The sequence below is a fragment of the Pseudoalteromonas sp. UCD-33C genome, from assembly GCF_001306895.1.
Classification (GTDB): domain Bacteria; phylum Pseudomonadota; class Gammaproteobacteria; order Enterobacterales; family Alteromonadaceae; genus Pseudoalteromonas.
Genome location: NZ_LJTB01000008.1, coordinates 1 through 21,672, shown reverse-complemented (window position 1 = coordinate 21,672; position 21,672 = coordinate 1). Strand labels below are relative to the sequence as shown.

The 21,672-nt window shown below is 41.5% G+C and carries 17 protein-coding genes; 9 read left to right on the top strand and 8 right to left on the bottom strand.

Going from position 1 to position 21,672, the window contains the following annotated elements; all coding sequences use genetic code 11:
- The first annotated feature begins 43 nt into the window (after positions 1-43).
- The gene (locus AOG26_RS14765) at positions 44-1,642 is read left to right on the top strand and encodes an ABC-F family ATPase (RefSeq protein WP_082401694.1); all 1,599 of its coding nucleotides are present in this window, start codon (positions 44-46) and stop codon (positions 1,640-1,642) included.
- A gap of 138 nt (positions 1,643-1,780) precedes the next feature.
- Positions 1,781-3,706, top strand: coding sequence for a hypothetical protein (locus AOG26_RS14760; protein ID WP_054563204.1), 1,926 nt, complete (start codon positions 1,781-1,783; stop codon positions 3,704-3,706).
- Positions 3,707-4,233: 527 nt separating this feature from the next.
- Here the strand turns inward: AOG26_RS14760 and katG are convergent.
- Entirely contained in the window at positions 4,234-6,411 is a 2,178-nt protein-coding gene (katG, locus tag AOG26_RS14755; RefSeq protein ID WP_054563203.1) for a catalase/peroxidase HPI, read from the bottom strand.
- A 264-nt stretch (positions 6,412-6,675) separates the two neighbouring features.
- Here katG and AOG26_RS14750 point away from each other — a divergent pair, with 264 nt between their 5' ends.
- The gene (locus AOG26_RS14750; RefSeq protein WP_054563202.1) at positions 6,676-6,933 is read left to right on the top strand and encodes a hypothetical protein; all 258 of its coding nucleotides are present in this window, start codon (positions 6,676-6,678) and stop codon (positions 6,931-6,933) included.
- A gap of 63 nt (positions 6,934-6,996) precedes the next feature.
- Here the strand turns inward: AOG26_RS14750 and AOG26_RS14745 are convergent, their stop codons facing one another.
- On the bottom strand, positions 6,997-8,370 hold the full coding sequence (locus AOG26_RS14745; RefSeq protein WP_054563201.1) for a GAF domain-containing sensor histidine kinase: 1,374 nt from the start codon (positions 8,368-8,370) through the stop codon (positions 6,997-6,999).
- A gap of 271 nt (positions 8,371-8,641) precedes the next feature.
- Here AOG26_RS14745 and AOG26_RS14740 point away from each other — a divergent pair, with 271 nt between their 5' ends.
- The 3 genes from AOG26_RS14740 to AOG26_RS14730 all read left to right on the top strand — a co-directional run bounded on the left by AOG26_RS14740 (position 8,642) and on the right by AOG26_RS14730 (position 11,377).
- Positions 8,642-9,532 carry a tetratricopeptide repeat protein gene (locus AOG26_RS14740; protein ID WP_054563200.1) on the top strand — a complete coding sequence of 297 codons (891 nt, stop codon included), beginning with the start codon at positions 8,642-8,644 and terminating at the stop codon, positions 9,530-9,532.
- 344 nt (positions 9,533-9,876) lie between these two features.
- Positions 9,877-10,176, top strand: coding sequence for a helix-turn-helix transcriptional regulator (locus tag AOG26_RS14735; RefSeq protein ID WP_054563199.1), 300 nt, complete (start codon positions 9,877-9,879; stop codon positions 10,174-10,176).
- Entirely contained in the window at positions 10,166-11,377 is a 1,212-nt protein-coding gene (locus tag AOG26_RS14730; RefSeq protein ID WP_054563198.1) for a type II toxin-antitoxin system HipA family toxin, read from the top strand. The genes AOG26_RS14735 and AOG26_RS14730 overlap by 11 nt, the downstream gene beginning before the upstream one ends.
- A 399-nt stretch (positions 11,378-11,776) precedes the next feature.
- Here AOG26_RS14730 and AOG26_RS14725 read toward each other — a convergent pair whose 3' ends face one another.
- The 5 genes from AOG26_RS14725 to AOG26_RS14705 form a co-directional block, all read right to left on the bottom strand.
- Positions 11,777-12,595: a nuclear transport factor 2 family protein gene (locus tag AOG26_RS14725; RefSeq protein ID WP_054563197.1), complete on the bottom strand. Its 819-nt coding sequence runs from the start codon at positions 12,593-12,595 to the stop codon at positions 11,777-11,779.
- Positions 12,596-12,666: 71 nt separating this feature from the next.
- A complete protein-coding gene (locus AOG26_RS14720; protein WP_054563196.1) occupies positions 12,667-13,407 on the bottom strand; it encodes a ferredoxin--NADP reductase in 741 nt (246 codons plus the stop codon).
- Positions 13,408-13,572: 165 nt separating this feature from the next.
- Complete coding sequence (locus tag AOG26_RS14715) at positions 13,573-15,930, bottom strand: Ig-like domain-containing protein (protein WP_054563195.1); 2,358 nt, start codon at positions 15,928-15,930, stop codon at positions 13,573-13,575.
- 281 nt (positions 15,931-16,211) lie between these two features.
- Positions 16,212-16,913, bottom strand: coding sequence for a purine-nucleoside phosphorylase (deoD, locus tag AOG26_RS14710; protein ID WP_036972525.1), 702 nt, complete (start codon positions 16,911-16,913; stop codon positions 16,212-16,214).
- Complete coding sequence (locus AOG26_RS14705) at positions 16,913-18,142, bottom strand: phosphopentomutase (RefSeq protein ID WP_054563194.1); 1,230 nt, start codon at positions 18,140-18,142, stop codon at positions 16,913-16,915. The genes deoD and AOG26_RS14705 overlap by 1 nt, the downstream gene beginning before the upstream one ends.
- Before the next feature lie 191 nt (positions 18,143-18,333).
- On the opposite strand from AOG26_RS14705, the gene udk reads away from it, so the two are divergent.
- From udk to AOG26_RS14690, 3 genes are all read left to right on the top strand, one after another.
- A complete protein-coding gene (gene udk, locus AOG26_RS14700) occupies positions 18,334-18,963 on the top strand; it encodes a uridine kinase (protein ID WP_054553619.1) in 630 nt (209 codons plus the stop codon).
- 18 nt (positions 18,964-18,981) lie between these two features.
- A complete protein-coding gene (locus AOG26_RS14695) occupies positions 18,982-20,205 on the top strand; it encodes a NupC/NupG family nucleoside CNT transporter (protein ID WP_054563193.1) in 1,224 nt (407 codons plus the stop codon).
- 157 nt (positions 20,206-20,362) lie between these two features.
- Positions 20,363-21,094: a substrate-binding periplasmic protein gene (locus AOG26_RS14690; RefSeq protein WP_054563192.1), complete on the top strand. Its 732-nt coding sequence runs from the start codon at positions 20,363-20,365 to the stop codon at positions 21,092-21,094.
- Here the strand turns inward: AOG26_RS14690 and AOG26_RS14685 are convergent.
- Positions 21,091-21,672: substrate-binding periplasmic protein (locus AOG26_RS14685; protein ID WP_054563191.1), on the bottom strand; the 582-nt coding region annotated here is incomplete at its 5' end. The two genes, AOG26_RS14690 and AOG26_RS14685, sit on opposite strands and share 4 nt — an antisense overlap.

Below are 21,672 nucleotides of genomic sequence, written 5' to 3'. Positions count from 1 at the left end.
GCTGCGCCCATAACCCTGTCAGTATTTTTCTAGGAACAATTCGTTGATTTCAACCGCAAATATCACCATGCAATTTGGTGCAGAGCCTCTGTTTGAGAACATTTCAGCTAAGTTTGGTAACGGTAACCGCTATGGTTTAATTGGTGCGAATGGCTGCGGCAAATCGACCTTTATGAAAATTCTAAGTGGTGCGCTTGTGCCAACGTCTGGCAATGTGTCGATTGCACCGGGTTTAAAGCTAGGCACGCTAAGCCAAGATCAGTTTGCATTTGAGCAATACACTGTGGTTGATGCGGTGATCATGGGTGATGCAGAACTATGGAAAGTTAAACAAGAGCGCGACCGTATCTACTCACTGCCAGAAATGAGTGAAGAAGACGGCATGAAAGTCGCTGAGCTTGAAAGCATTTTTGCCGAAATGGATGGCTACACAGCAGAAAGCCGCGCAGAAGAAATTTTGATCCAAGCGGGTATTGAGCAAGAGTTTCATTATGGCTTAATGGCAAACGTTGCGCCGGGCTGGAAACTTCGTGTGCTGTTAGCACAAGCGCTATTTGCAAACCCTGATATTTTACTGCTTGATGAGCCAACCAATAACCTTGATATTCACACCATTACATGGCTAGCTAACGAGCTTAACCAGCGTAAATGTACGATGATTATCATCTCGCACGACCGTCACTTCTTGAACTCGGTATGTACACACATGGCCGATATCGATTACGGTGAGCTAAGAATTTACCCAGGTAACTACGAAAAGTGGATCGAAGCTTCAAGCTTGCAACGCGAACAGCTACTTGCTGAAAACGCAAAGAAGAGCGCCGAAATTGACGAGCTACAAGAGTTCGTAAACCGTTTTGGTGCTAACGCATCAAAAGCAAAACTAGCGAGCTCTCGTGCTAAGCGCATGGATAAAATTAAGCTTGATGAGGTAAAATCATCAAGCCGTATTAGCCCATCACTTCGTTTTGATGAAGGCAAAAAGATGTATCGCCAAGCATTAGAGCTTACTAAGCTAGGTCATGGCTTTGATGGCGAAACTCTGTTCAGCGGCGGTGAGATATTACTTGAAGCGGGTGCTAAGCTTGCAGTTATTGGTGAAAACGGTGTTGGTAAAACCACCCTACTACGTTGCCTAGTGAATGAATTACAAAGTAACGAAGGTGTGGTTAAGTGGTCAGAAAATGCCAGCATTGGTTATTGCCCGCAAGACAGCAGTAAAGACTTTGATAACGACTTAACTTTATTTGATTGGATGTCGCAGTGGCGCACCGCTAAGCACAACGATTTAATGGTGCGTGCTATGTTAGGCCGTTTATTATTTACCGCAGACGACGCTAACAAAAAAGCACGTAACTGCTCGGGTGGTGAAAAGAACCGCCTGTTATTTGGTAAGTTAATGATGCAAGACATCAACGTGCTCATTATGGACGAGCCAACCAACCACATGGATATGGAAGCCATTGAAGCACTCAATAATGCATTAAAAGATTACCAAGGCACGCTGATTTTTGTAAGCCACGACCGTGAGTTTGTATCGTCTTTAGCGACTCGGATCATCGATATTAAAGATCAACAGCTTATCGATTTTCAGGGCACGTTTGACGAATATATGGACCATGTTGCGCAACAAGCGCAATAACCCTTTCCCCTAAAAGGTGAGCAAGTTAGCTCACCTTTTTTGTTTACGTTCAGTTACATATTCACTTTACTGAATTACCCGTTTTAGGTAACTTAAATTTCTTTGACTTCAATAGAACAATAAATTTAAGGGACCTAAATGAAAAAACTTCTCAGCGTATCGGCACTTACTCTGGCTCTAACAGCCTGTGGTGGCGGTTCATCAACAGATAAAACGCCAGATGTAAAAGTAGAGCAAAATACTGCACCGACGCTTTCTGGCTCACTCACTCTCTCAGCCAAAGCGCTTGAATCAACTAATTTAGTTGTTGATTTAAAAGATGAGCAAAACGACAGTGTGACAACAACGATTATTGATAAACCAGAGTGGCTGACTGTAACCACCAGCAGTAATCAAGTAACTTTTAGTGCAGAGCCGAGCTTATTCGAAGTAGCTAACCACGCTTTTACTGTGGAAGTGTCTGACGGTAAAGCGAGTAATCAATATACCCTAACCGTTAATGTCGCCGAGAATCGTGCTGCATGGCAACCTATTGAGCTTAGCAATAGCGAAGTGATGGGTAATTGGCAATCAAGCGATGGTAGCGTAGAGCTGGTATTTGCTACTGAAGGTGTCGGGGTAATTGCTCAAAATGGTGAGCTAAGCCGTTTTGATTGGTCGAACCCTGATGTGATTGCATTAAATACCCAAGCGATTGATTGCTTGCAAGAATGTAATCAACAAGCCCTTCTTGAAATGGAAGTGTTGGCTAAGCGCGCTGATGCTATTCGTGTTGAGCTTTTTAATGTTTCAACCGATAAAGGCGAAGTCGTTACCCTTTATAAATCAAATACAGAGTTTAGTTCTGCGTACTACGCTGATGTAGAGCAAAGCTCATTCCACTCAGTTAATTTTTTAAGTGCAGCAGGTGAAGAAAGTTACTTTGAAGTACCTTTAGCAAGCTTTATTCCGACGGCTTCAGGAAATACTACGTCATTCCCTCATGCTGAATTTTCGGCGACATTAGATGGCAAAACATTAAAAATTGACAGTGATACATTAGTTGTAACTCAAAACACAAAACAATTTAGTAACCTTGGTCATGAGGTAGATGTCGCATTTGATCTTGATCTTGTTGATGCAGAAGTCATTGCCCAATTTGATGACTTTTTAGTGCTAAAACTACGTCATGCTCTAACTTATCAAGATGAAAGTGCTCAGAATTATATTAATGAGTCAGCCGAACTTGCTGAAGCATTGCAAGTAAAAACAACGATTAGCACACTGCGCAAACTTACTCCTATTGCGGTTCCTGAGCTTACAGTAGGCAAATCATATACAGGCCGTTTGAATAACAAAAATTCAGATACAGGTGAAGGCCTAACGTTCCGCTATTTACCAACATTTTTCACCATCACTGCCGCCGATACTGCAACGGTAACATTTAATACGCCTGAAAATACTGACTCGTTTAAGTGGCATTACGACTTAGACAATAATGGCGAAACAGTTAAAGTAACAGGCAATGGCCTAGATACTAGCTTACAATTTTTCACTCAGCCTGATGGCAAAATGATCATGGCGCGCGAACGAAATAAAGACGAACGCCAAGCTCGCTTAGGGTATGAATTTATGGAAGTGATTGATGATTCAACCATCACACTTGATGACTATAAGCAGCTATTTAGTTACTTACGTCAAGGCTATACCAGTGGCAACCAGAAGATATACTGGTATATAAATGATGATGGTAAAGGCAGCTTCTATTATGCTGACCAATATGGCCTAGAAAACAGAGCTAACTTTACGCCAAGTAGTTATTGGCAATTAGAAGCTGATAACAGCATTAGCTTTGCAATGATGTCACAGTGCCCAGGTGCAGTTGATTATGCTAGCTGTAAAAATGAAGTGTTAGCAAATCAAGAAGTTGCCTATTCATCATTACTCAATTTTAAAATTCTTGCTAAAGAGGGTGATAAGTACCTTTTTGATCGTCTATTTTGGCAAAGCACGTATGCTTATAGTGAAAGAGAGTTAAAAGAGAGTATTTTTCAAAATAGTTATTGGTTTGGGGTTGAGAAGTAGAGGAGCTTTCAGCCTTCAGGTCAGACGCGCGAAACAAGTTTCACGCCTACGGTGAAGACATTAGGTGCTAGGTTCTAGGCGCTAGGACGCGATGTAAAATCGCAGGCTTTTAGTCGATAGAGGTCAGATGTTAGATGTCAGCAGATCTGTGGGGTTATTTAGGTCGAGTGTCCTTCTCAGCATTCGACCTTTTCACTTTCCAGGTAAGTTGGGTCGAGCGGAGCGACACCCAACATATAGAATCGGTCAGCTGTCAGCCTTCAGCGATCAGACGCGCGAAACAAGTTTCACGCCTACGTGTAGCAGCGGGTTTATCCCGCGTCATCAGCGAGGTTCTGGGTTCTAGGACGCGATGTAAAATCGCTGCCACCTCGAATCTCGCATCTCTTACCTCGTAACTTTACTCTTTCCCCTCGTAACTTTACTCTTTCCCCTCGTAACTTTACTCTTTCCCCTCGTAACTCGTAACTAACAAAAAAGGCCACACAGTTAAACTGTGTGGCCTTTGTACTTAACGGAATTTTAGATTAAATATCGAAGCGATCGGCGTTCATTACTTTGACCCATGCGTCGACAAAGTCTTTTACAAAACGTTCGTTGTTGTCGTCTTGCGCGTAAAACTCTGCGTATGAGCGTAGGATTGAGTTTGAACCAAACACTAAATCAACGCGTGTTGCTGTCCATTTAGTTACACCTGTGCTGCGATCAATGATGTCGTAATAGCCTTTACCTAGTGGCTTCCACGTATTAGCCATATCGGTTAGGTTAACGAAAAAGTCAGTACTGAGTGTGCCTACGTTATCTGTAAATACACCGTGTAAAGTACCGTTATGATTAGTACCAAGAACACGCATGCCACCAACAAGAGCGGTCATTTCTGGTGCTGTTAAGCCCATTAATTGCGTACGCTCTAACATTAGCTCTTCTGCTGAAACCGCATAGTCTTTTTTGAGCCAGTTACGGAATCCATCGTGAATTGGCTCAAGTACGTCGAACGAATCTGCATCTGTCATCTCGTCTGTGGCATCACCACGGCCAGGCGCAAATGGCACGGTTATATCAACACCCGCTGCTTTTGCTGCTTGTTCAACCGCTGCTGAGCCACCAAGTACAATTAAATCAGCGAGGCTTACTGGTTTACTTAAACCCGCTTGTACTGACTCGAGTGCGCTTAATACTTTAGCTAAACGCTCAGGCTCGTTACCTTGCCAATCTTTTTGTGGTGCTAGGCGAATACGAGCACCATTTGCACCACCGCGATGGTCTGAACCACGGTAAGTACGGGCGCTATCCCATGCTGTTGCAATTAAGTCTGCTTGACTTACACCACAGTTAAGTAGCTTGGTTTTAAGCTCGCTAATTTCGCTGTCTGATAAGGTGTAATCCACTGCTGGGATCGGATCTTGCCAGATCAGATCTTCGCTTGGTACATCGGCACCTAAATAACGTGATTTAGGACCTAGGTCACGGTGCGTTAGTTTGAACCATGCACGTGCAAACACATCACTAAAGTATTCAAAATCATCGTTAAAACGCTCGATAATCTTACGATAGGTTGGGTCCATCTTCATCGCCATATCGGCGTCGGTCATAATAGGATTTAAACGAATTGATGGATCTTCTACATCAACTGGTTTGTCTTCTTCTTTAATATCGATTGGCTCCCACTGCCACGCACCTGCCGGGCTCTTCTTAAGTTCCCACTCGTAGTTAAGCAGTAAGTAGCAATAGCCGTTATCCCACTTAGTTGGGTGAGTTGTCCATGCGCCTTCGATGCCCGACGTCATGGTATCGCGACCAATACCACGTGAATTGTGGTTGTTCCAGCCAAGGCCTTGCTCAAATACATCAGCTGCCTCTGGCTCAGGGCCTACGTTTTCTTCACTACCATTACCATGAGTTTTACCCACAGTGTGGCCACCGACTGTAAGCGCTGCAGTTTCTTCGTCATCCATTGCCATACGGGCAAATGTTTCGCGAACTTGTTCTGCCGTTTTAAGCGGGTCTGGGTTACCATTCACCCCTTCTGGGTTTACATAAATTAAGCCCATTTGTACCGCTGCCAATGGGTTTTCCATGGTGTCTGGTTTAGCTACATTTGAATAGCGCTCATCACTAGGTGCTAACCATTCTTTTTCAGCGCCCCAGTAAACGTCTTTTTCTGGGTGCCAAATATCTTCGCGGCCACCGGCAAAGCCAAAGGTTTTTAAACCCATTGATTCATATGCCATATTACCGGCTAAGATCATTAAATCAGCCCAAGAAAGCTTGTTACCGTATTTCTTTTTGATTGGCCAAAGTAAGCGACGTGCTTTGTCTAAGTTAGCGTTATCTGGCCACGAATTTAATGGCGCAAAACGTTGGTTACCTGTACCACCGCCACCACGGCCATCTTCTAAACGGTATGAACCCGCTGAGTGCCATGCCATACGGATCATTAAACCACCGTAATGGCCCCAGTCAGCCGGCCACCATTCTTGGCTTTCGGTCATTAGATTTTTTAAATCGGTTTTAACAGCTTCAAGGTCAAGAGATTTGAAAGCTTCTGCGTAATTAAAGTCTTTGCCGTAAGGATTCGTTTTGCTGTCGTGTTGATGAAGAATGTCGAAATTGAGCGCGTTTGGCCACCAGTCAGTATTTGATTGAGCGGTGACAGTGTTACTACCATGCATTACCGGGCATTGGCCCGTTTTTCCATTACTCATTATATGCTCCTCATAAGCTAAAAATATGACGAAACGCTAAAAAGTCGCTTTTATCCCTTTCGTCATAAAGAGAGATTTTCTAATAGTTATGAATAACTAATAGCAAATAAGTTCCTGTTGTTTAAAACTATAGGAGTTGTATATAAATAAAGCTAGATCTAGATCATGGTTTTAAATCGATTGCACCGATAGAAAAATCTGATTTGATTCATTTTGTAAAACCGTCCATTTTATAAGGGTATTTTTTAACAGCGAGTAGCCCTTATGAAAACTATTAATCCTGACGTTGCTAGACAACTAAGCATTAACTTTTTTATCGCCAATTTACCTATTTTAATGTTAACGGGGCTGGTAGTTGCTTCGCTTGTGGGGCTAACCTTTAGAAGTTCGGTGTTGTTTTGGCTGGCACTGTTAATCACACCTTTAAGCATAAATTATTTATATTCTAAAAAACGTATCAAACAGTTTTGCAAAGACAACAAATGCACTGATATTTCTTGCCTTGCTAAGCAAACTGATTAATTTTTAATTTTATTACCCAGTCACCAGATTATTTAGCCAACAACTTGTATAAATATTAATTAGTTATGTGAGTTTTTGCGGCAATTTGAAGGTGACAGTAACGCCGTTATCAGGTTTACTATCGATGTTCACTTCGCCTTGCAGCGCTTGCGTTGCAAGGTTATAAACTATCGACATACCTAAACCACTGCCACCATTACCTCGCTTGGTAGTGAAAAATGGCTCAAATACCTTGTACATTACATCTTCGGTCATGCCATGACCGTTGTCTTTATAGGTTATGGTGTAACTATTGGTGTCGTTATCGATACTTACAGCGATATCTATGCGGTTTTGCTCACGGCCAACAAATCCGTGCACACAGCTGTTATTTACAAGATTTAAGAATATTTGGCTAAGCGCCCCCGGAACAGTTATAAGCGAAAAGTCATCAACACAGTTGATGTTTACTTCAACATTATGACTTCGTGTAAGTGGCATTAAGCTATGTAAAATATTTTCAAAGTAATCTTTAATGTTGGTTTCGAGTAAATTAAGGGATGATTGATCAACCGCCGTTTGTTTAAAGTCACTAATCAGTTTTGCGGCCCGCTCAAGGTTGGTAAACGATATTTTGATACACTCGTTTAAATGATTCATGCCTTCAAGTAAGGCCGCTTTTGTTAAGGTATTTGAATCTATGTGTTTATTAAGCGTGTTTAGCTTATCTTTTGCTGAGCTATTTGCTGTGACAGCTATGCCAATCGGCGTATTTACCTCATGAGCAATCCCCGCAACAAGGTTACCTAGTGAAGCCATTTTTTCGGCTTCAATGAGTTTTTCTTGCATCGCAGTCAGTTCAGATAAGGTTTTTTCAAGCGTACGAGTTCGTTCTGCAACACGTTGTTCTAGATGCTGATTGGCACGCTCAAGTTCAGCATTGATACGTTCGTTTTCTTGTGCCGAGAGCGCTCTGCCATAAAGATCTGCCAAAGCACCGATGAATGAGCATTCATCTTCTGTCCATTGCCTTGTTCCACCTATGTGCTCACAGCAAAATATTCCGATCATTTTTCCTTTATAGCGAATTGGCGCATCGAGCATTGCACCTATGTTAAGAGGTGTTAAGTAACTTTCGCTAAATTCAAAGGTGGCAGGGTCGGTATGAGCATCTACTGCGGTAATCGTACGTTGGGTGTCGAGCGCTTTAAAATAGGCAGGATATGCATCACGAGGGAGCACTAACATTTGAATTTCTTTGCCGTTTTCTCTATCAAGTAATAAACGGCATTCAATCGCCGTATTTTCGTCGTTTAACAGCCAGATCCCAGCTCGGCCAATTTCTAGGCCATCAAGTACAGCATTCAGAATTAAGCGTTCAGCTAATTCAACATTGCCACTATCAAGATCAGAAGAAATCGATACTCCATACAGCAGTTGGACTAGTTGTTGGCGCATACTCTCACCTTTTAGTTTTACGACTCCTTAAGTCTAGACGAACATTGTGATTCTGACAGAACGAATATAAGTTTTTAAAAACTCATTAAGTATTAAGTAGTTGTTCAGATTAAAATGGGTATATTGTACCTAACTCCTGTTGATACCCCTTACGACTTTATGTTGTTTAAGCAGTTTGGCCAGCTCTCCCCCGAGCTGGCTTTTTTTTGCCTAGTCCACAATGCTCACGCATGTTACAGTTACCTCAGAAATCACTAAAAATTAATATGTCATGCGTTATACCTTAATTTTAATCACTTTTTTAATGAGCTTTAGTACATTTGCAGCAGCTCAAAATGAGCCAGAAAACCGCCCTGCTTTAACCGAAGCAGAGCAACAACAAGCTCTCGATAAGCTTCAAGAACCTATGTATAAGCCATTGTTAGAGCGCTATATTCTTGATGAATTAAAATCTGTGCGCCAAGACCAACAAAAACTGCGCGAAGATGTGACAAAACAAGTTGCTCATACGCAACTAGATACTGCCGATCGAGCATTAACTTATACAACAGACACCATTAATAATGTGTTTTTCATTATTACGATTACTGCTTCAATTTTGGTTTTAGTTGGTTGGAATTCACTGCGTGATGTGAAAAACAAAGTAGAAGACATAGTAAACTCACGTGTTAGTGCGATTACACAAGAATACGAAGAGCGCCTAAAAGTACTTGAAGAAAAGCTACGTGAGCGATCTGAAGAGATCTTATTAAACCAACAAAAGATCTCAATCACTAATGAAGTTCACTCTTTATGGATGCGTGCCAATTTAGAAAGCGACGTTGCGAATAAGATTGAGATTTTTGACGAGATTTTAAAACGTAAACCAGAAGACGTAGAAGCCATTGCCTATAAAGCAGATGCACTGTTAGAAATTAACGAAACAGGTGAAGCTATCGAGCTTTGTAATCAAGCATTAGAAATTGATAGCGACTACGGCTACGCATACTGGCAGCGTGCTTGCGCCTATGCGTTACTGCACAAACACGCCGATGCAATGGCTGATATTCGTATGGCCCTTGAGTATTCTCCTAACCTACGTAACGAGCTATTACACGAAAGCGCGTTTGCCAGCCTACACGACAACGACAGCTTTAATTCGTTGTTAAACGAAACAGCATAGCCAAGACGAAAGAAGGATGCGTTGGGCCGAGCAGAGCAAGGCCCAACGTATAGAAGCGGTCAGCTGTCAGCCGTAAGCTCTCAGACGCGCGAAACAAGTTTCACGCCTACATGTAGCAGCGGGTTTATCCCGCGTCATAGGCGCTAGGGTTTAGGTTCTAGGTCCTAGGCACTGGGACGCGATATAAAATCGCTTCTACCTCGTATCTCGTACCTCGAAACTCGCTAACTTTACTCTTCCCCCTTGAAACTCGCTAACTTGTAACTTTATTCCCCTCTATTGCAAAAACATTAAATACCGCTAAACTAATCATTAAACATCTAATGATTATAAAAGTAATCAATATGCGTTCTGAACAGGCTACAAAAATGGCACAAAAGCTGGGAGATTTGATACGCCAGCACCGAACACTTCATTATACGCAAAGTACATTTGCGAAAATGATTGGGGTATCACGTTCGACTGTACAAAAGTTAGAGCAAGGTGATGTTGTGAAAAGTGACATTCTTTTTGAAGCGCTGGTTGTACTTAACTTACAGGGATCGCTTCTTGATGAAATAAATGAATTAGCGGCCGACGTAGGTGGATACAATGCTCGCCAGCGCAAACGAAATTCACCACAGGAAATCAATGATGACTTCTGAGTGCTATGTTTTTATAGATGGTTTAGAAGAAAAACCCGTTATCTGTGGTTACTTTAAATTAGATAATCAATCAGGTCGAGGTGAGTTCAACTATGGTAAGAGCTATTTAGCCCGAAGCGATGCCTTTGCTCTAGATCCAATACATCTGCCATTAAAGTCGGGGATTTTCAGTTACAGGGCAAACAGAGGTGTATTTGGCGTATTAAGTGATGCAGGAGCCGACTCGTGGGGGCGCAAGTTAATTCTTTCGCTTCATACTACAAAACCCAAAAACGAGTTAGAATTTTTATTAGCCGGGTCTGGGTATGGCGTAGGAGCTCTTGTTTTTAGTCTCTCGCGAAGTGCCTCAAAGCATAAAACTAACAAAAATACCTTGTCTGATTTAGCCTTGCTAGACCAAGCTAAAGATGACTTGCTGGCGAATAAAACAATTTCTGATGAAGCTAAGAAAGCATTTGAATTTGGCCAAAGCATGGGGGGAGCTAGACCAAAGACCTCTATCCAAATTGACAACAAACTCTACTTAGCAAAATTCAATCGCCAAGATGATTTATTCAATCTAGTCAGAGCTGAACATGCTGCAATGAAAATGGCGGAACAGCTTGGTATTCGAACGGCTCCTACCTTTATTCATAAAACACATACCGGTGATGTGCTACTTGTTGAGCGGTTTGATGTTAGTAATGGGTTACCAACACACCACTTTTTAAGTGCGAATAGCTTACTTCAAAAACCCAAAGTTGCTATGAGTGATCTTTCAAATGACTACTCATATGGTCAATTAGCTGAATTTATTAGGCACCAAACAATGCAAAATGCAGGTGATGCTGAAGAGTTGTTTAAGCGAATGGTGTTCAATGCGTATATTGGTAATACAGATGATCACACTCGCAATCATGCATTCCTATATTCATTTTCACAAAAAAATTGGCGATTAAGTCCAGCCTATGACATCACTCCAATCAACAACTCAAAACAACACGGTCTTGGCTTTGGTGATGATGGGCGTTATGCAAGTAAAAGCAATTTTTTATCTCAGGCTAAGCGATTTGGGTTAGCAAATTCAGCAGCAAAAAACATCATTAAAGAGATTGAAGAATATTGCAAAGATTGGCCGACTCACTTTAAACATTTTGCAGACGTTAGTGATGAAGATATCACCCGTTTAAAAGGTGTAATTCCTGAAATTAATGAAGATTAATAGCGCGAAACAAGTTTCACGCCTACGTTTTATCCCGCGTCATAGGAGCTAGGATTTAGGCGCTAGGATTTAGGCTTTAGGTTCTAGATATCCTATGCGCTGGGACGCGATGTAAAATCGCTGCTACCTCATATCTCGCATCTCATATCTCGCATCTCGTTACTCGTACCTTTACTCTCGCTAACTTAAGACAATTCCCGGCTAAAGCCAGTCCTACGTGAGAAACATTAGGCGCTAGGCTTTGGGTTCTAGGACGCGATGTAAAATCGCTGCTACCTCGAATCTCGTGCCTCGCTAACTTTACTCTTGCTAACTTTACTCTTGCTAACTTTACTCTCGCTAACTTTACTCTTGCTAACTTTCACCCATAAAAAAAGAGCAGCTGAGCTGCTCTTTTTTCTAACGGAAGAATAACACTTTAGTTATTTTACCATTCTCTATTTTGTAGCTGGTGACGAACTCAGAGCGCTTGTCGACGACTTTAGGGTCTTGTGTACAGGTTTCAGAGAGTTCGTGATCAATCACGATGTTGCCAAGTACAATGCGTTTAATCGGCGATGATTTAATGCACTTTAGCTTTTTGAACATGATGCCGTATCGTGCAATGAGTTTTTCTTTACCGGTGAACATCAACTCATTCGGGAATGTATAAAACTCAACGTTTTCATCGTACATCTTGATAAAAGCATCAATGTTACGAGCATTATAAGCTGCAATCAGCTGTTCAATCACCGCCATCGATTCACGTGACTGACGTGCTTTTTCTTGCTGCTTCGCTGTTAGTGCTTCTTTAGCTTGGTTAACGGCTTTTTCTGCTTCTGCAACGGCTTGCTGTTTTTCGGCAACTGTTTTTGGTTGCTCTGCAGGTGCTGGGGTTTGTGTACCGAGTACTTTGCTATCATCAACTTCTGCAACCGCTTTTAAGGCTGCGGCTGTCGCTTTTTGTTCGTCGCTGCTTGTGGTTGTTTCACTCGTTGCCTTCGCGGCTTCTTCAGCTTTTTCTTCTACTTGAGCGGATTCTACAGTCGCTTTTTCAGTTTCAGACGCTGATTTTTGCTCTGTAGCTGGCTTTTCTTCAATAAACTCTAAGCTAGGTACGTCCTTCTTTTCGGCTTTTTGTTCATTGCTCGTTTGAGGTTGGGTTTGTTCGGTGGTTTCGTCACTTGCAATTGACTGCCAAGAGAGTAATAAACTGATTGCAAAAAATAACGGTTTCATACTTTTCCTAAATGCATCATTCCTGATTTGAGGCGCTAAGGTAGCAAATTCTAGCTGTTTGGCATAGTTTTTTACCAATATTGCTCTACTGTGATCTGCCCTGGTTCACGGCGTCTGTTGCGGCTAAAACCAAGCTCTAACAAAATAGCCGTAGTATCTTTTACCATTTGTGGGTTACCGCAAATCATAAATTGTGCGGTATCAGGTACAGTTGGGCACCCTATTACATCAAATAAACGATGATCTTTAATTACGTCTGTGATCCGGCCATTAAAACCGATTGTGGCTGACTCTCGGCTGACTACAGGCGAATAGTAAAGATTTGGAAACTGCTGCTGTAGTGCTTTAATGCGCTCCTGATAACTTAAGTCCTCATTAAGACGAACTCCATGCACTAAATGAACATGCTCAAACTTTTGCCACACTTCGCCCTGCTCTAATATTGAAATAAAAGGCCCAAGCGCAGTACCTGTACTCAGCATATAGAGCTGCTCACTGCTTGGTACTTCATCAAGGGTAAAAAAGCCTGTCGCGCGGCGCTCTATAGTCACTGAGTCACCCGGCTTTAATTGTGCGAGTTGTTGAGAAAGTTGACCGTCTTTGACATTGATAAGATAAAACTCGAGGTCGGGATTGTTCGGTGCATTCACATAAGAATATGCACGAGCTACACGTTTATCACCCACTTGCATCGCTAGCTTTGTAAACTGCCCCGCCGTGAATGGCTCAACATCGGCATTAACGATTAAGCTAAATAATGAGTCGGTCCACCATTTAACGTCTTTTACCTTAGCTTCAACCCAATTAGACATACACATCCTCAATTATTGTTCCTCTATTAAAAGTGGCAACAATTGGTTGAATTTTCAAGTTTTAAGGGCCGGTTGCGAGATGCGGGCAGGATTTTACGCGAGGTAAACAGGCAGCTATAAAAAAAGCCGCATAAATGCGGCTTTGATAGGGTTTCATTAATTAGGTTATAAGCCTTTATTAACCGTGTTTTGCCATGCAGCTTCCCAAAGGCTAAGATCTTCTAGTTTGATAAAGTTAATGCGAGGATAAATTAAGTTTTCAATTTCATCCTCAGAAATTTCACCATTATTATCCTCATCATAACCATAAAGAGAAAACTCATGTACTAATGCAGAATTTGACTCAGGAACATACGCTAATACGTCCCAAAATCTATAGCGCATTTCAAAGTCGCTTTCATAGCCCATTTTAATTTGGTTATCTGTTCTGCTCCACGTCCATTCGGTACCAATGTGAAAATAGTTATCAGGCCCATCTATTAAATGAGCTGAACGAATAGCCCGTTTTACAGTATTGTTCGAATCAAACTGATAAGCGTTTAGATAATCAATATTCATTAAGTCATCTTCATATACACTTTCACTACCATGATTCATTACTGTAATCATAGGTTGATACACCTTTGGTAGCTCTGTAATCATATTTTCGAAAAACAATTCAGCATCGTCTTGTACCTTAACAACGGAGCCTGTACCTTGAAAAATTAGCTCGCCATTTTCCCATTGCTGTACAAAGGTTAAGTAACGATTACCATCAGACATAATCGGCGTATAAGTCACTTTTTCTGTAGAGCTAGAAAGAACCAAGCTATTTTCTAAGCGTTCTACTACATAAGATTTACCAGTGTGTTTCGCAGTTGCTGTCGCGCCTGAAATTGTTAAGTATTCATGATTAAGAATGCTTCCTGAAATTTCCTCTGAGGCATACAGTGATGGGACTGACCACTCCCCAACTAACTGTTCTGAACTAAGCAATGAAAATTCATCGTTGGTGCCGTTAACAATTTTCAATGCTCCATCAATTGGTTTTTCGTAAATTAAAGTATCTGTTTCCCATTCAACGGCATCCGGGATCACTAACTCTTCAACATCTACCCCAGAAATGTATGCTAAAACACCTGACTTATCATTGGCTAATTTAGAAACCGTTCTTTTTAGTGGGTACTTTTTAAAAGTAATAAATGAATTTATTTTTTCCTCAGTGTAAGCATCATATATTGCCATGGCGATATCTTCGCCCCATTTTTGAGAAATCTCCGTTAATGCATTGTCAATATTGAAACTTAAATCAATTAAATTCAGTAAAACAGAGTCTTCTGAAAAATCGAATACAAGCTTACCTTGTTCGATTTTCCACTCAACACTAGCCTCTAGAATATTGTTATTGTTAGCGATTATACTTTTACCTTGATGATCACTATTCAAAATAAGTGTTTTATCTGCATATAGCGGCATTAACTTTTTACGGTACGCTGAAAATGTGAATAGTGGTTGCTCAATGAGCTCTTGTTCAGTAAAGGCCAAATCAGTACTGCTGATGGAGTCATTTTTCGCTTGTGTGAAATCAGCTTCATACTGCTCGGTTAGATTACCTTGCGTATCCATTGCAGCAATACTCACTAAGTAAGCATTTATTGCCTCTTTAACTTCACCAGTGTTTAGTAAAGTCAACGATGTACCTTCAGCAATTGTATAGTTATCATTATCGACCAGCAGTTTTATAAAACTTGCAGTATCTAATAATTCCTTTGGTGATATTTGTGCAGATAAACTATCGTAAGCTTCTTGGGTAGTTATTGTGTCTTCAGCATTTTGTTCTTCAGCCAATAAATAGTGGGCAGTCGATAAGTGGGTGATGTTGGCATTATTTCCTTGCTCATATGAATAAATGCGGTCCTCACCTGAAGTAAGCATCACATTTTCAAAACTCCCAAATAAATTAACTAACTCGACGTGTTGTTGATCATTAGCCGTACCAATCGCCTTTAATAAAAGCATATCGGTTATATCTGACGTTTTAACATCTAACTGATAAAAGCCATTACTATCAGCTTGAGTTTCAAATGTTTCGCCATTAACTGTTAGAGAGACATCAGCATTTGCAATTGGTTTATCAACCACTTGCCCTTGTAAAGTCAACTGCTGATATAATGTTAGCTCAACGCTTGCTTGTGACGTTTTTTCTCCATCTGTTATTTGATAGCTAAAGCTATCTTTTCCTGCAAAGTTTGCATCAAGCGGAGTATAAAGCACTTCATTATTTGAAATCGCTGCTGTTCCGTGAGTTGGCTGCGTTAATATTTGCGCAACAGTTAACGCATCACCATCACTATCTGTGTCATTTTCCAGAACACTAATTGCAACACTTTCACCATTAAGGGTTGAACTAGTATCAATAACTGCAACGGGTGCTGAGTTTGTTGATTCTTGTTGTTTAGGTTCCTCTTTACCACCACTACTGCCACCACAGCCAGCAAGTAAAGATGAAAAGACGAGACTTAGAGGTAGGTATTTATATTTCATACTATTCCTTAGTATTTAATCCGAAAATTTACTTTTTATTATTTACATTTCAGGTACAAAACTGAAACCTAACAATAAAGTATAATTGCTTACGAATACAACTATTTTTTAACAATTTAGGCTTAAATTGGCGAGATGCGAGATGCGAGATGCGGGCAGGATTTTACGCGAGGTAAATAAGCAGCTATAAAAAAAGCCGCATAAATGCGGCTTTGAGGTTAGTCTCACTTCACTTTGGGCGTGTTTCCAAATTTCAGTGAATACGTTACCAAGGAACTTATTTAAATTGATTCTAAAGCAATTTTAACCATTTCGTTAAAGGTGCTTTGACGCTCTTCACTTGGTGTTGCTTCACCAGTGATTACGTGGTCACTTACAGTAAATAGTGCCATCGCTTTTGCGCCGTATTCAGCAGCTACGCCGTACATGCCAGCTGTTTCCATATCAACAGCAAGTACGCCTAGCTTGTCTAATTCTTGATAGAATGTGTTATCTGCTTGGTAGAATGTATCTGTTGTAAATACATTACCTACTTTCGCTTCAATACCTAATTCTTTTGCTGCGTTAACACCGTTAAGTAATAAACCAAAATCAGCAATTGCGGCAAAGTCGTAACCACGTACTCGCGCACGGTTTACGTTTGAATCTGTGCTTGCACCTTGTGCAAAGATAACGTCACGGATTTTGATATCGCTACCAATACCGCCACAGGTACCAATACGGATTAGATTTTTAACGCCGTAACTAACGATCAATTCACGGGCATAAATTGACATTGATGGAATACCCATCCCAGAGCCCATAATACTCACTGGTTTACCTTTGTAGGTACCGGTAAAACCATACATATTACGAACGCCTGTTACTTGTTTTGCGTCATCTAAAAAGTTTTCAGCAATGTATTGAGCGCGAAGCGGATCACCCGGCATTAATACCGTTTCTGCAAATTCGCCTACATTGGCGCTGATATGAGGAGTACTCATTATTGGTTTCCTTTTTTGTTCGCTAATAGCTTGTCGTTAAAACTATCACCGTATTCAAGTGCAGGAAGATTAAACCACTGGGCAAGGGTTTGACCTATGTCTGCAAAACTAGCTCGTTCTCCAAGCGGGGTGTTTGTCATTCCCGGTTGGTATGCAAGTACTGGCACGTATTCACGTGTATGGTCAGTGCCTGCTGCTGTTGGATCACATCCGTGATCGGCTGTGATAATTAATACATCATCACTATTTAGCTGATTTAAAATAGTCGGTAGGTAATCATCAAACTCTTTTAATGCTTCGGCATAGCCAACTGCATTACGACGATGACCGTACTTTTCATCAAAATCAACTAAGTTTGTAAAAATCAAACTATGGTCAGGTGCGCTTGCGATGACTTCTGAGGTTTTCTCAAGTAAGTTCATTAGCCCTGGCGCTTTGTGTTTTTGGGTGATGCCTTGGTGCGCATAGATATCGGCAATCTTACCAATACTGATCACTTCACCGCCGTCTTGCGATAATTTATCAAGCAAGGTTGGCGACGGTGGCAGCACCGAATAGTCACGACGATTGCCTGTACGGGCAAAATCGTCACGGCTCGAACCCAAAAATGGCCGCGCAATCACTCTTCCTATGTTCATTTCATCAAGCAGCGCCCGTGCGATTTCGCAAACCTGATAAAGTTTCTCCAGTCCAAATGATTCTTCGTGCGCGGCTATTTGAAACACGCTATCAACAGAGGTGTAGCAAATCGGCATACCGGTTTGCATATGTTCTTCACCTAGCTGTTCTAAAATGGTTGTTCCTGATGCATAACAGTTACCTAAAATGCCAGGAATCTCAGCGCGAGCAATTAGCTCGTCAACAAATTCTTGTGGAAAACACGGCTGTGTATTAGGGAAGTAACCCCAATCAAATAACACAGGTACACCGGCCATTTCCCAGTGCCCTGAAGGCGTGTCTTTGCCACTTGATAACTCTTTAGCGTAACCCCATGCGCCAATAGGTGCTTGTCGGTCACTGACTAAACAAGGCTCTTTACCTGCGGCTTCGCATGCATCAGCTAAACCTAAACGGGTAAGATTAGGTAGCGATAAGTGCTCACCTGTTTCTTCTGCGTAGGCTTTAAGTAAATGAGCAAAGGTATTTGCGCCTACGTCACCAAACTTCTCTGCGTCAGGTGCTGCGCCAATTCCTAGGCTATCTGCCATTAAGATGAGTGCTCTTGCCATGGGTACCTCGTTATCAATATGTGAATACTTTATATGCTCTTCGAATTTTTGGTACAGGACATAAGTCCTGTTTCATAAAACAGAAACATTATAAATTTGCATCTCTAAGCGAAGCAAAAGAGATTAATCGTGTCTTTTTTGCTATTGTGATCTACCTAACAATGTTTCCTTCTGTGTGGGCGAGAACTTTAGTGACACGAACAATTATAGCTATTGCTGGCGCATCTGCGTCGGGCAAGTCTCTTTTTAGCAAGACAATTTATAACGAATTAGTCAATGAGCTTGAACCGGGCGCGATCGCAGTGATCGAAGAAGATGCTTATTACAAAGACCAGTCGCATTTGCCGTTTGACCATCGAACGCAAACCAATTACGACCATCCTGATGCTTTCGAGCATGAGCTTTTGCATGAGCACTTACTTCAATTGCGCGCTGGAAAATCAGTAGACGTACCAACTTATGACTATGCAATGCATACCCGTAGCGATGAAACGCGTCGAGTGGCACCTGCAAAAGTACTTATCGTTGAAGGTATTTTGCTATTGAGTGATCCGGCACTTCGAAAAGAATTTGATATTAAGGTGTTTATTGATACACCTTTAGATATCTGCCTTATGCGCCGTATGCAACGAGATATGGAGCAGCGTGGCAGAACATTACAGTCCGTTGTTGATCAATATCAAGCGACAGTGCGACCTATGTTTTATCAGTTTATTGAGCCATCAAAGCACAAAGCTGATCTCGTAGTCACACGCGGCGGTATGAATCGCGTTGCCATTGATATAATTAAAAGTAAAATAAAATATTTACTGCAACAATAACAACGGGAAATAGTCAGTATGACAACATTTATGAGCTTAGTAGGCATAGTTGTGCTACTAGGCATTGCTTTTGCGGCTTCAACGAACCGTAAAGCAATTAATTTAAGAACTGTAGGCATCGCCTTTTTACTTCAAGTGTTAATTGGTGGCTTTGTCTTGTTCTTCGAAGTGGGCAAAAACGTACTGGCAAGTATGTCACGAGGGGTCTCATCAGTTATTGGTTATGCCAATGACGGGATTAGCTTCTTATTTGGCTCACTGGCATCGCAAGATACCTTAGGATTCATTTTTGCGATACAAGTATTACCCGTTATCGTGTTTTTCTCAGCACTCGTTGCTGTTTTGTATCACATCGGGGTGATGGATTGGATAATCAAGATTCTAGGCGGTGGCTTACAAAAGCTATTGAAAACCTCGCGCCCAGAATCGCTTTCTGCAACCGCCAATATTTTCGTTGGCCAAACAGAAGCACCATTGATTGTTAAACCATTTATCGCCAGCATGACAAAGTCAGAGCTATTTGCGGTAATGGTAGGTGGCCTGGCTACCGTAGCAGGTTCTGTTATGGCAGGTTACGTAACAATTGGTGTAGAGCTTAAATACTTAATTGCAGCCAGCTTTATGGCGGCACCTGGTGGTTTCTTAATGGCAAAAATGATTGTGCCAGAGACCGAAACACCAAAAGAAGATTTAGCTGATTTAGACGTACAAGAAGAAAAACCGGTTAACGTAATTGATGCAGCTGCATCAGGTGCCGCAAACGGTATGCAACTAGCACTGAACGTAGGTGCGATGTTACTTGCTTTCGTAGCACTTATTGCACTTCTAAATGGGTTATTAGGCGGTATTGGTGGTTGGTTTGATCATCCAACATTAACGCTACAAGAAATTTTAGGTTACGTATTCGCTCCAGTTGCATGGTTATTAGGTGTACCTTGGAACGAAGCAGTAATCGCAGGCAGTTTTATAGGTCAGAAGGTGGTAGTTAACGAATTCGTTGCTTACCTCGACTTTATTAATTATCGCGATACGTTAAGTGCGCACACACAAGCGATTGTCACATTCGCGTTATGTGGGTTTGCTAACTTATCATCGATAGCAATTTTACTAGGTGGATTAGGCGGTATGGCGCCTAGTCGGCGAAAGGATATCGCACGCTTAGGGCTCAGAGCAGTGTTAGCAGGATCTATGGCTAACCTCATGAGTGCAGCAATTGCAGGTTTTTTCCTCTCGCTAGCTTAGAAACTTAATGAGATGAGCCGTAGTTGCAAAACAATAGGATAGGACTTTAAGGGGTTAAAGGTCTATCTGACTTGAACGATACTTCACCAAGGGCCGCAAGGCCCTTTTATCGTTTTATGTGCTAAGATTTAATTACTAAGTCCTTTTAAGTACATAAATGAACTATTTACGACTTTATTTGCTAATTCTTTTCTTTAGTTGGCCAGCACTGAGTAAGCCGACCCTAACCGTTGTGACTGAACTGTCGCCACCTAATCAAACTCTAATCAATAACCAAGTTGCCGGTGAGAGCACCAAGCTTGTGAAAGCCATTTTTGCTAAAGCTAATTTGAACGCGAATATAGAACTTTACCCTTGGGCCCGTGCCTACAATATGGCACTGAAGAAACCGAATATATTTATTTATAGTATGGCGAAAACTGCTGAACGCGAAAAACACTTTCATTGGATTGGTGAAGTGGCAACCTATCAAATGGGCTTTGTTAAGTTGAGCTCTCGCAGCGATATAAACATCACTTCAAATGAGCAAGCCAAGCAATATAAGATAGCGGTACAACGTCATGACCTAGCAGCGCAGCGCCTAACAGAACGAGGTTACACTGTAGTATATACCTCTGATATTAATAAGTCGTATCACCTGTTGATGTCGGGCAAGGTTGATTTAATCATTGATGATAAGAACTATATAGCGGCCATGGCTGAGCAATTAGCACTGGATGAAGCTCGTTTCAGCTTTGCTCATGCAATCGACTTTTTAACCATGAAAGGTTATCTCGCAGCAAATATTAATACCGACCAACGCTATATCGATGCCTTAAAAGCAGCGTTTAATGAAGTAATAATGACACCTAAATACAATGCTGTGATGATGCTAGCACAGCGCCCTTAATTTGCTTTATATTGCTCAATATAAGTCTCTAACAAGCCCTGCTTACTCAGCTTGTCATAACTTGCCTGTAATCGGCTGACTAGCTCTTCGGGTAAGGCCTTATTTAAGGCTAGAAAGTTTCCTACCGTGCCATTTAGAGGCAACTCAACTAACTTAACCACTTCTCGCCCTTGGTGACCGTACTGCATTAATTGGTACTTAAACGAAAGCTCAGATCCAATAATGAGCTCTATTTTATTTTTGAAAAATAAATTAATACACTCGTAATAGTGACTCACTTTGAGGAGGTTTTTATCCCCTTCAAAGCCAATGCTCTCTACAAATTTTTCGTAAATACTGTCTCTAACAACACACAGGCTATGATCTTTCACTTGCGATAAATCGATAGGATTAATACGGTCATTTGATTGTAAACGATAAAAAAAGTTACGAGAGGATGCCATTGGACCAATCCACTTGAATAAATCTTCACGGTCGGGAATACGTGCCGTAGAGACCAGACCTGACAGCGGCTTTTGCTGAGCTAAGTGATACGCCCTAGACCAAGGTAAGAGCTCGAATTGACATTCAATGTCTGC

Excerpts from the sequence above, each read along its gene's own strand:
- AOG26_RS14760 (WP_054563204.1), top strand. The coding sequence starts at position 1,781 with ATGAAAAAACTTCTCAGCGTATCGGCACTTACTCTGGCTCTAACAGCC.
- katG (WP_054563203.1), bottom strand. The coding sequence starts at position 6,411 with ATGAGTAATGGAAAAACGGGCCAATGCCCGGTAATGCATGGTAGTAAC.
- AOG26_RS14750 (WP_054563202.1), top strand. The coding sequence starts at position 6,676 with ATGAAAACTATTAATCCTGACGTTGCTAGACAACTAAGCATTAACTTT.
- AOG26_RS14745 (WP_054563201.1), bottom strand. The coding sequence starts at position 8,370 with ATGCGCCAACAACTAGTCCAACTGCTGTATGGAGTATCGATTTCTTCT.
- AOG26_RS14740 (WP_054563200.1), top strand. The coding sequence starts at position 8,642 with ATGCGTTATACCTTAATTTTAATCACTTTTTTAATGAGCTTTAGTACA.
- AOG26_RS14735 (WP_054563199.1), top strand. The coding sequence starts at position 9,877 with ATGCGTTCTGAACAGGCTACAAAAATGGCACAAAAGCTGGGAGATTTG.
- AOG26_RS14730 (WP_054563198.1), top strand. The coding sequence starts at position 10,166 with ATGACTTCTGAGTGCTATGTTTTTATAGATGGTTTAGAAGAAAAACCC.
- AOG26_RS14725 (WP_054563197.1), bottom strand. The coding sequence starts at position 12,595 with ATGAAACCGTTATTTTTTGCAATCAGTTTATTACTCTCTTGGCAGTCA.
- AOG26_RS14720 (WP_054563196.1), bottom strand. The coding sequence starts at position 13,407 with ATGTCTAATTGGGTTGAAGCTAAGGTAAAAGACGTTAAATGGTGGACC.
- AOG26_RS14715 (WP_054563195.1), bottom strand. The coding sequence starts at position 15,930 with ATGAAATATAAATACCTACCTCTAAGTCTCGTCTTTTCATCTTTACTT.
- deoD (WP_036972525.1), bottom strand. The coding sequence starts at position 16,913 with ATGAGTACTCCTCATATCAGCGCCAATGTAGGCGAATTTGCAGAAACG.
- AOG26_RS14705 (WP_054563194.1), bottom strand. The coding sequence starts at position 18,142 with ATGGCAAGAGCACTCATCTTAATGGCAGATAGCCTAGGAATTGGCGCA.
- AOG26_RS14695 (WP_054563193.1), top strand. The coding sequence starts at position 18,982 with ATGACAACATTTATGAGCTTAGTAGGCATAGTTGTGCTACTAGGCATT.
- AOG26_RS14690 (WP_054563192.1), top strand. The coding sequence starts at position 20,363 with ATGAACTATTTACGACTTTATTTGCTAATTCTTTTCTTTAGTTGGCCA.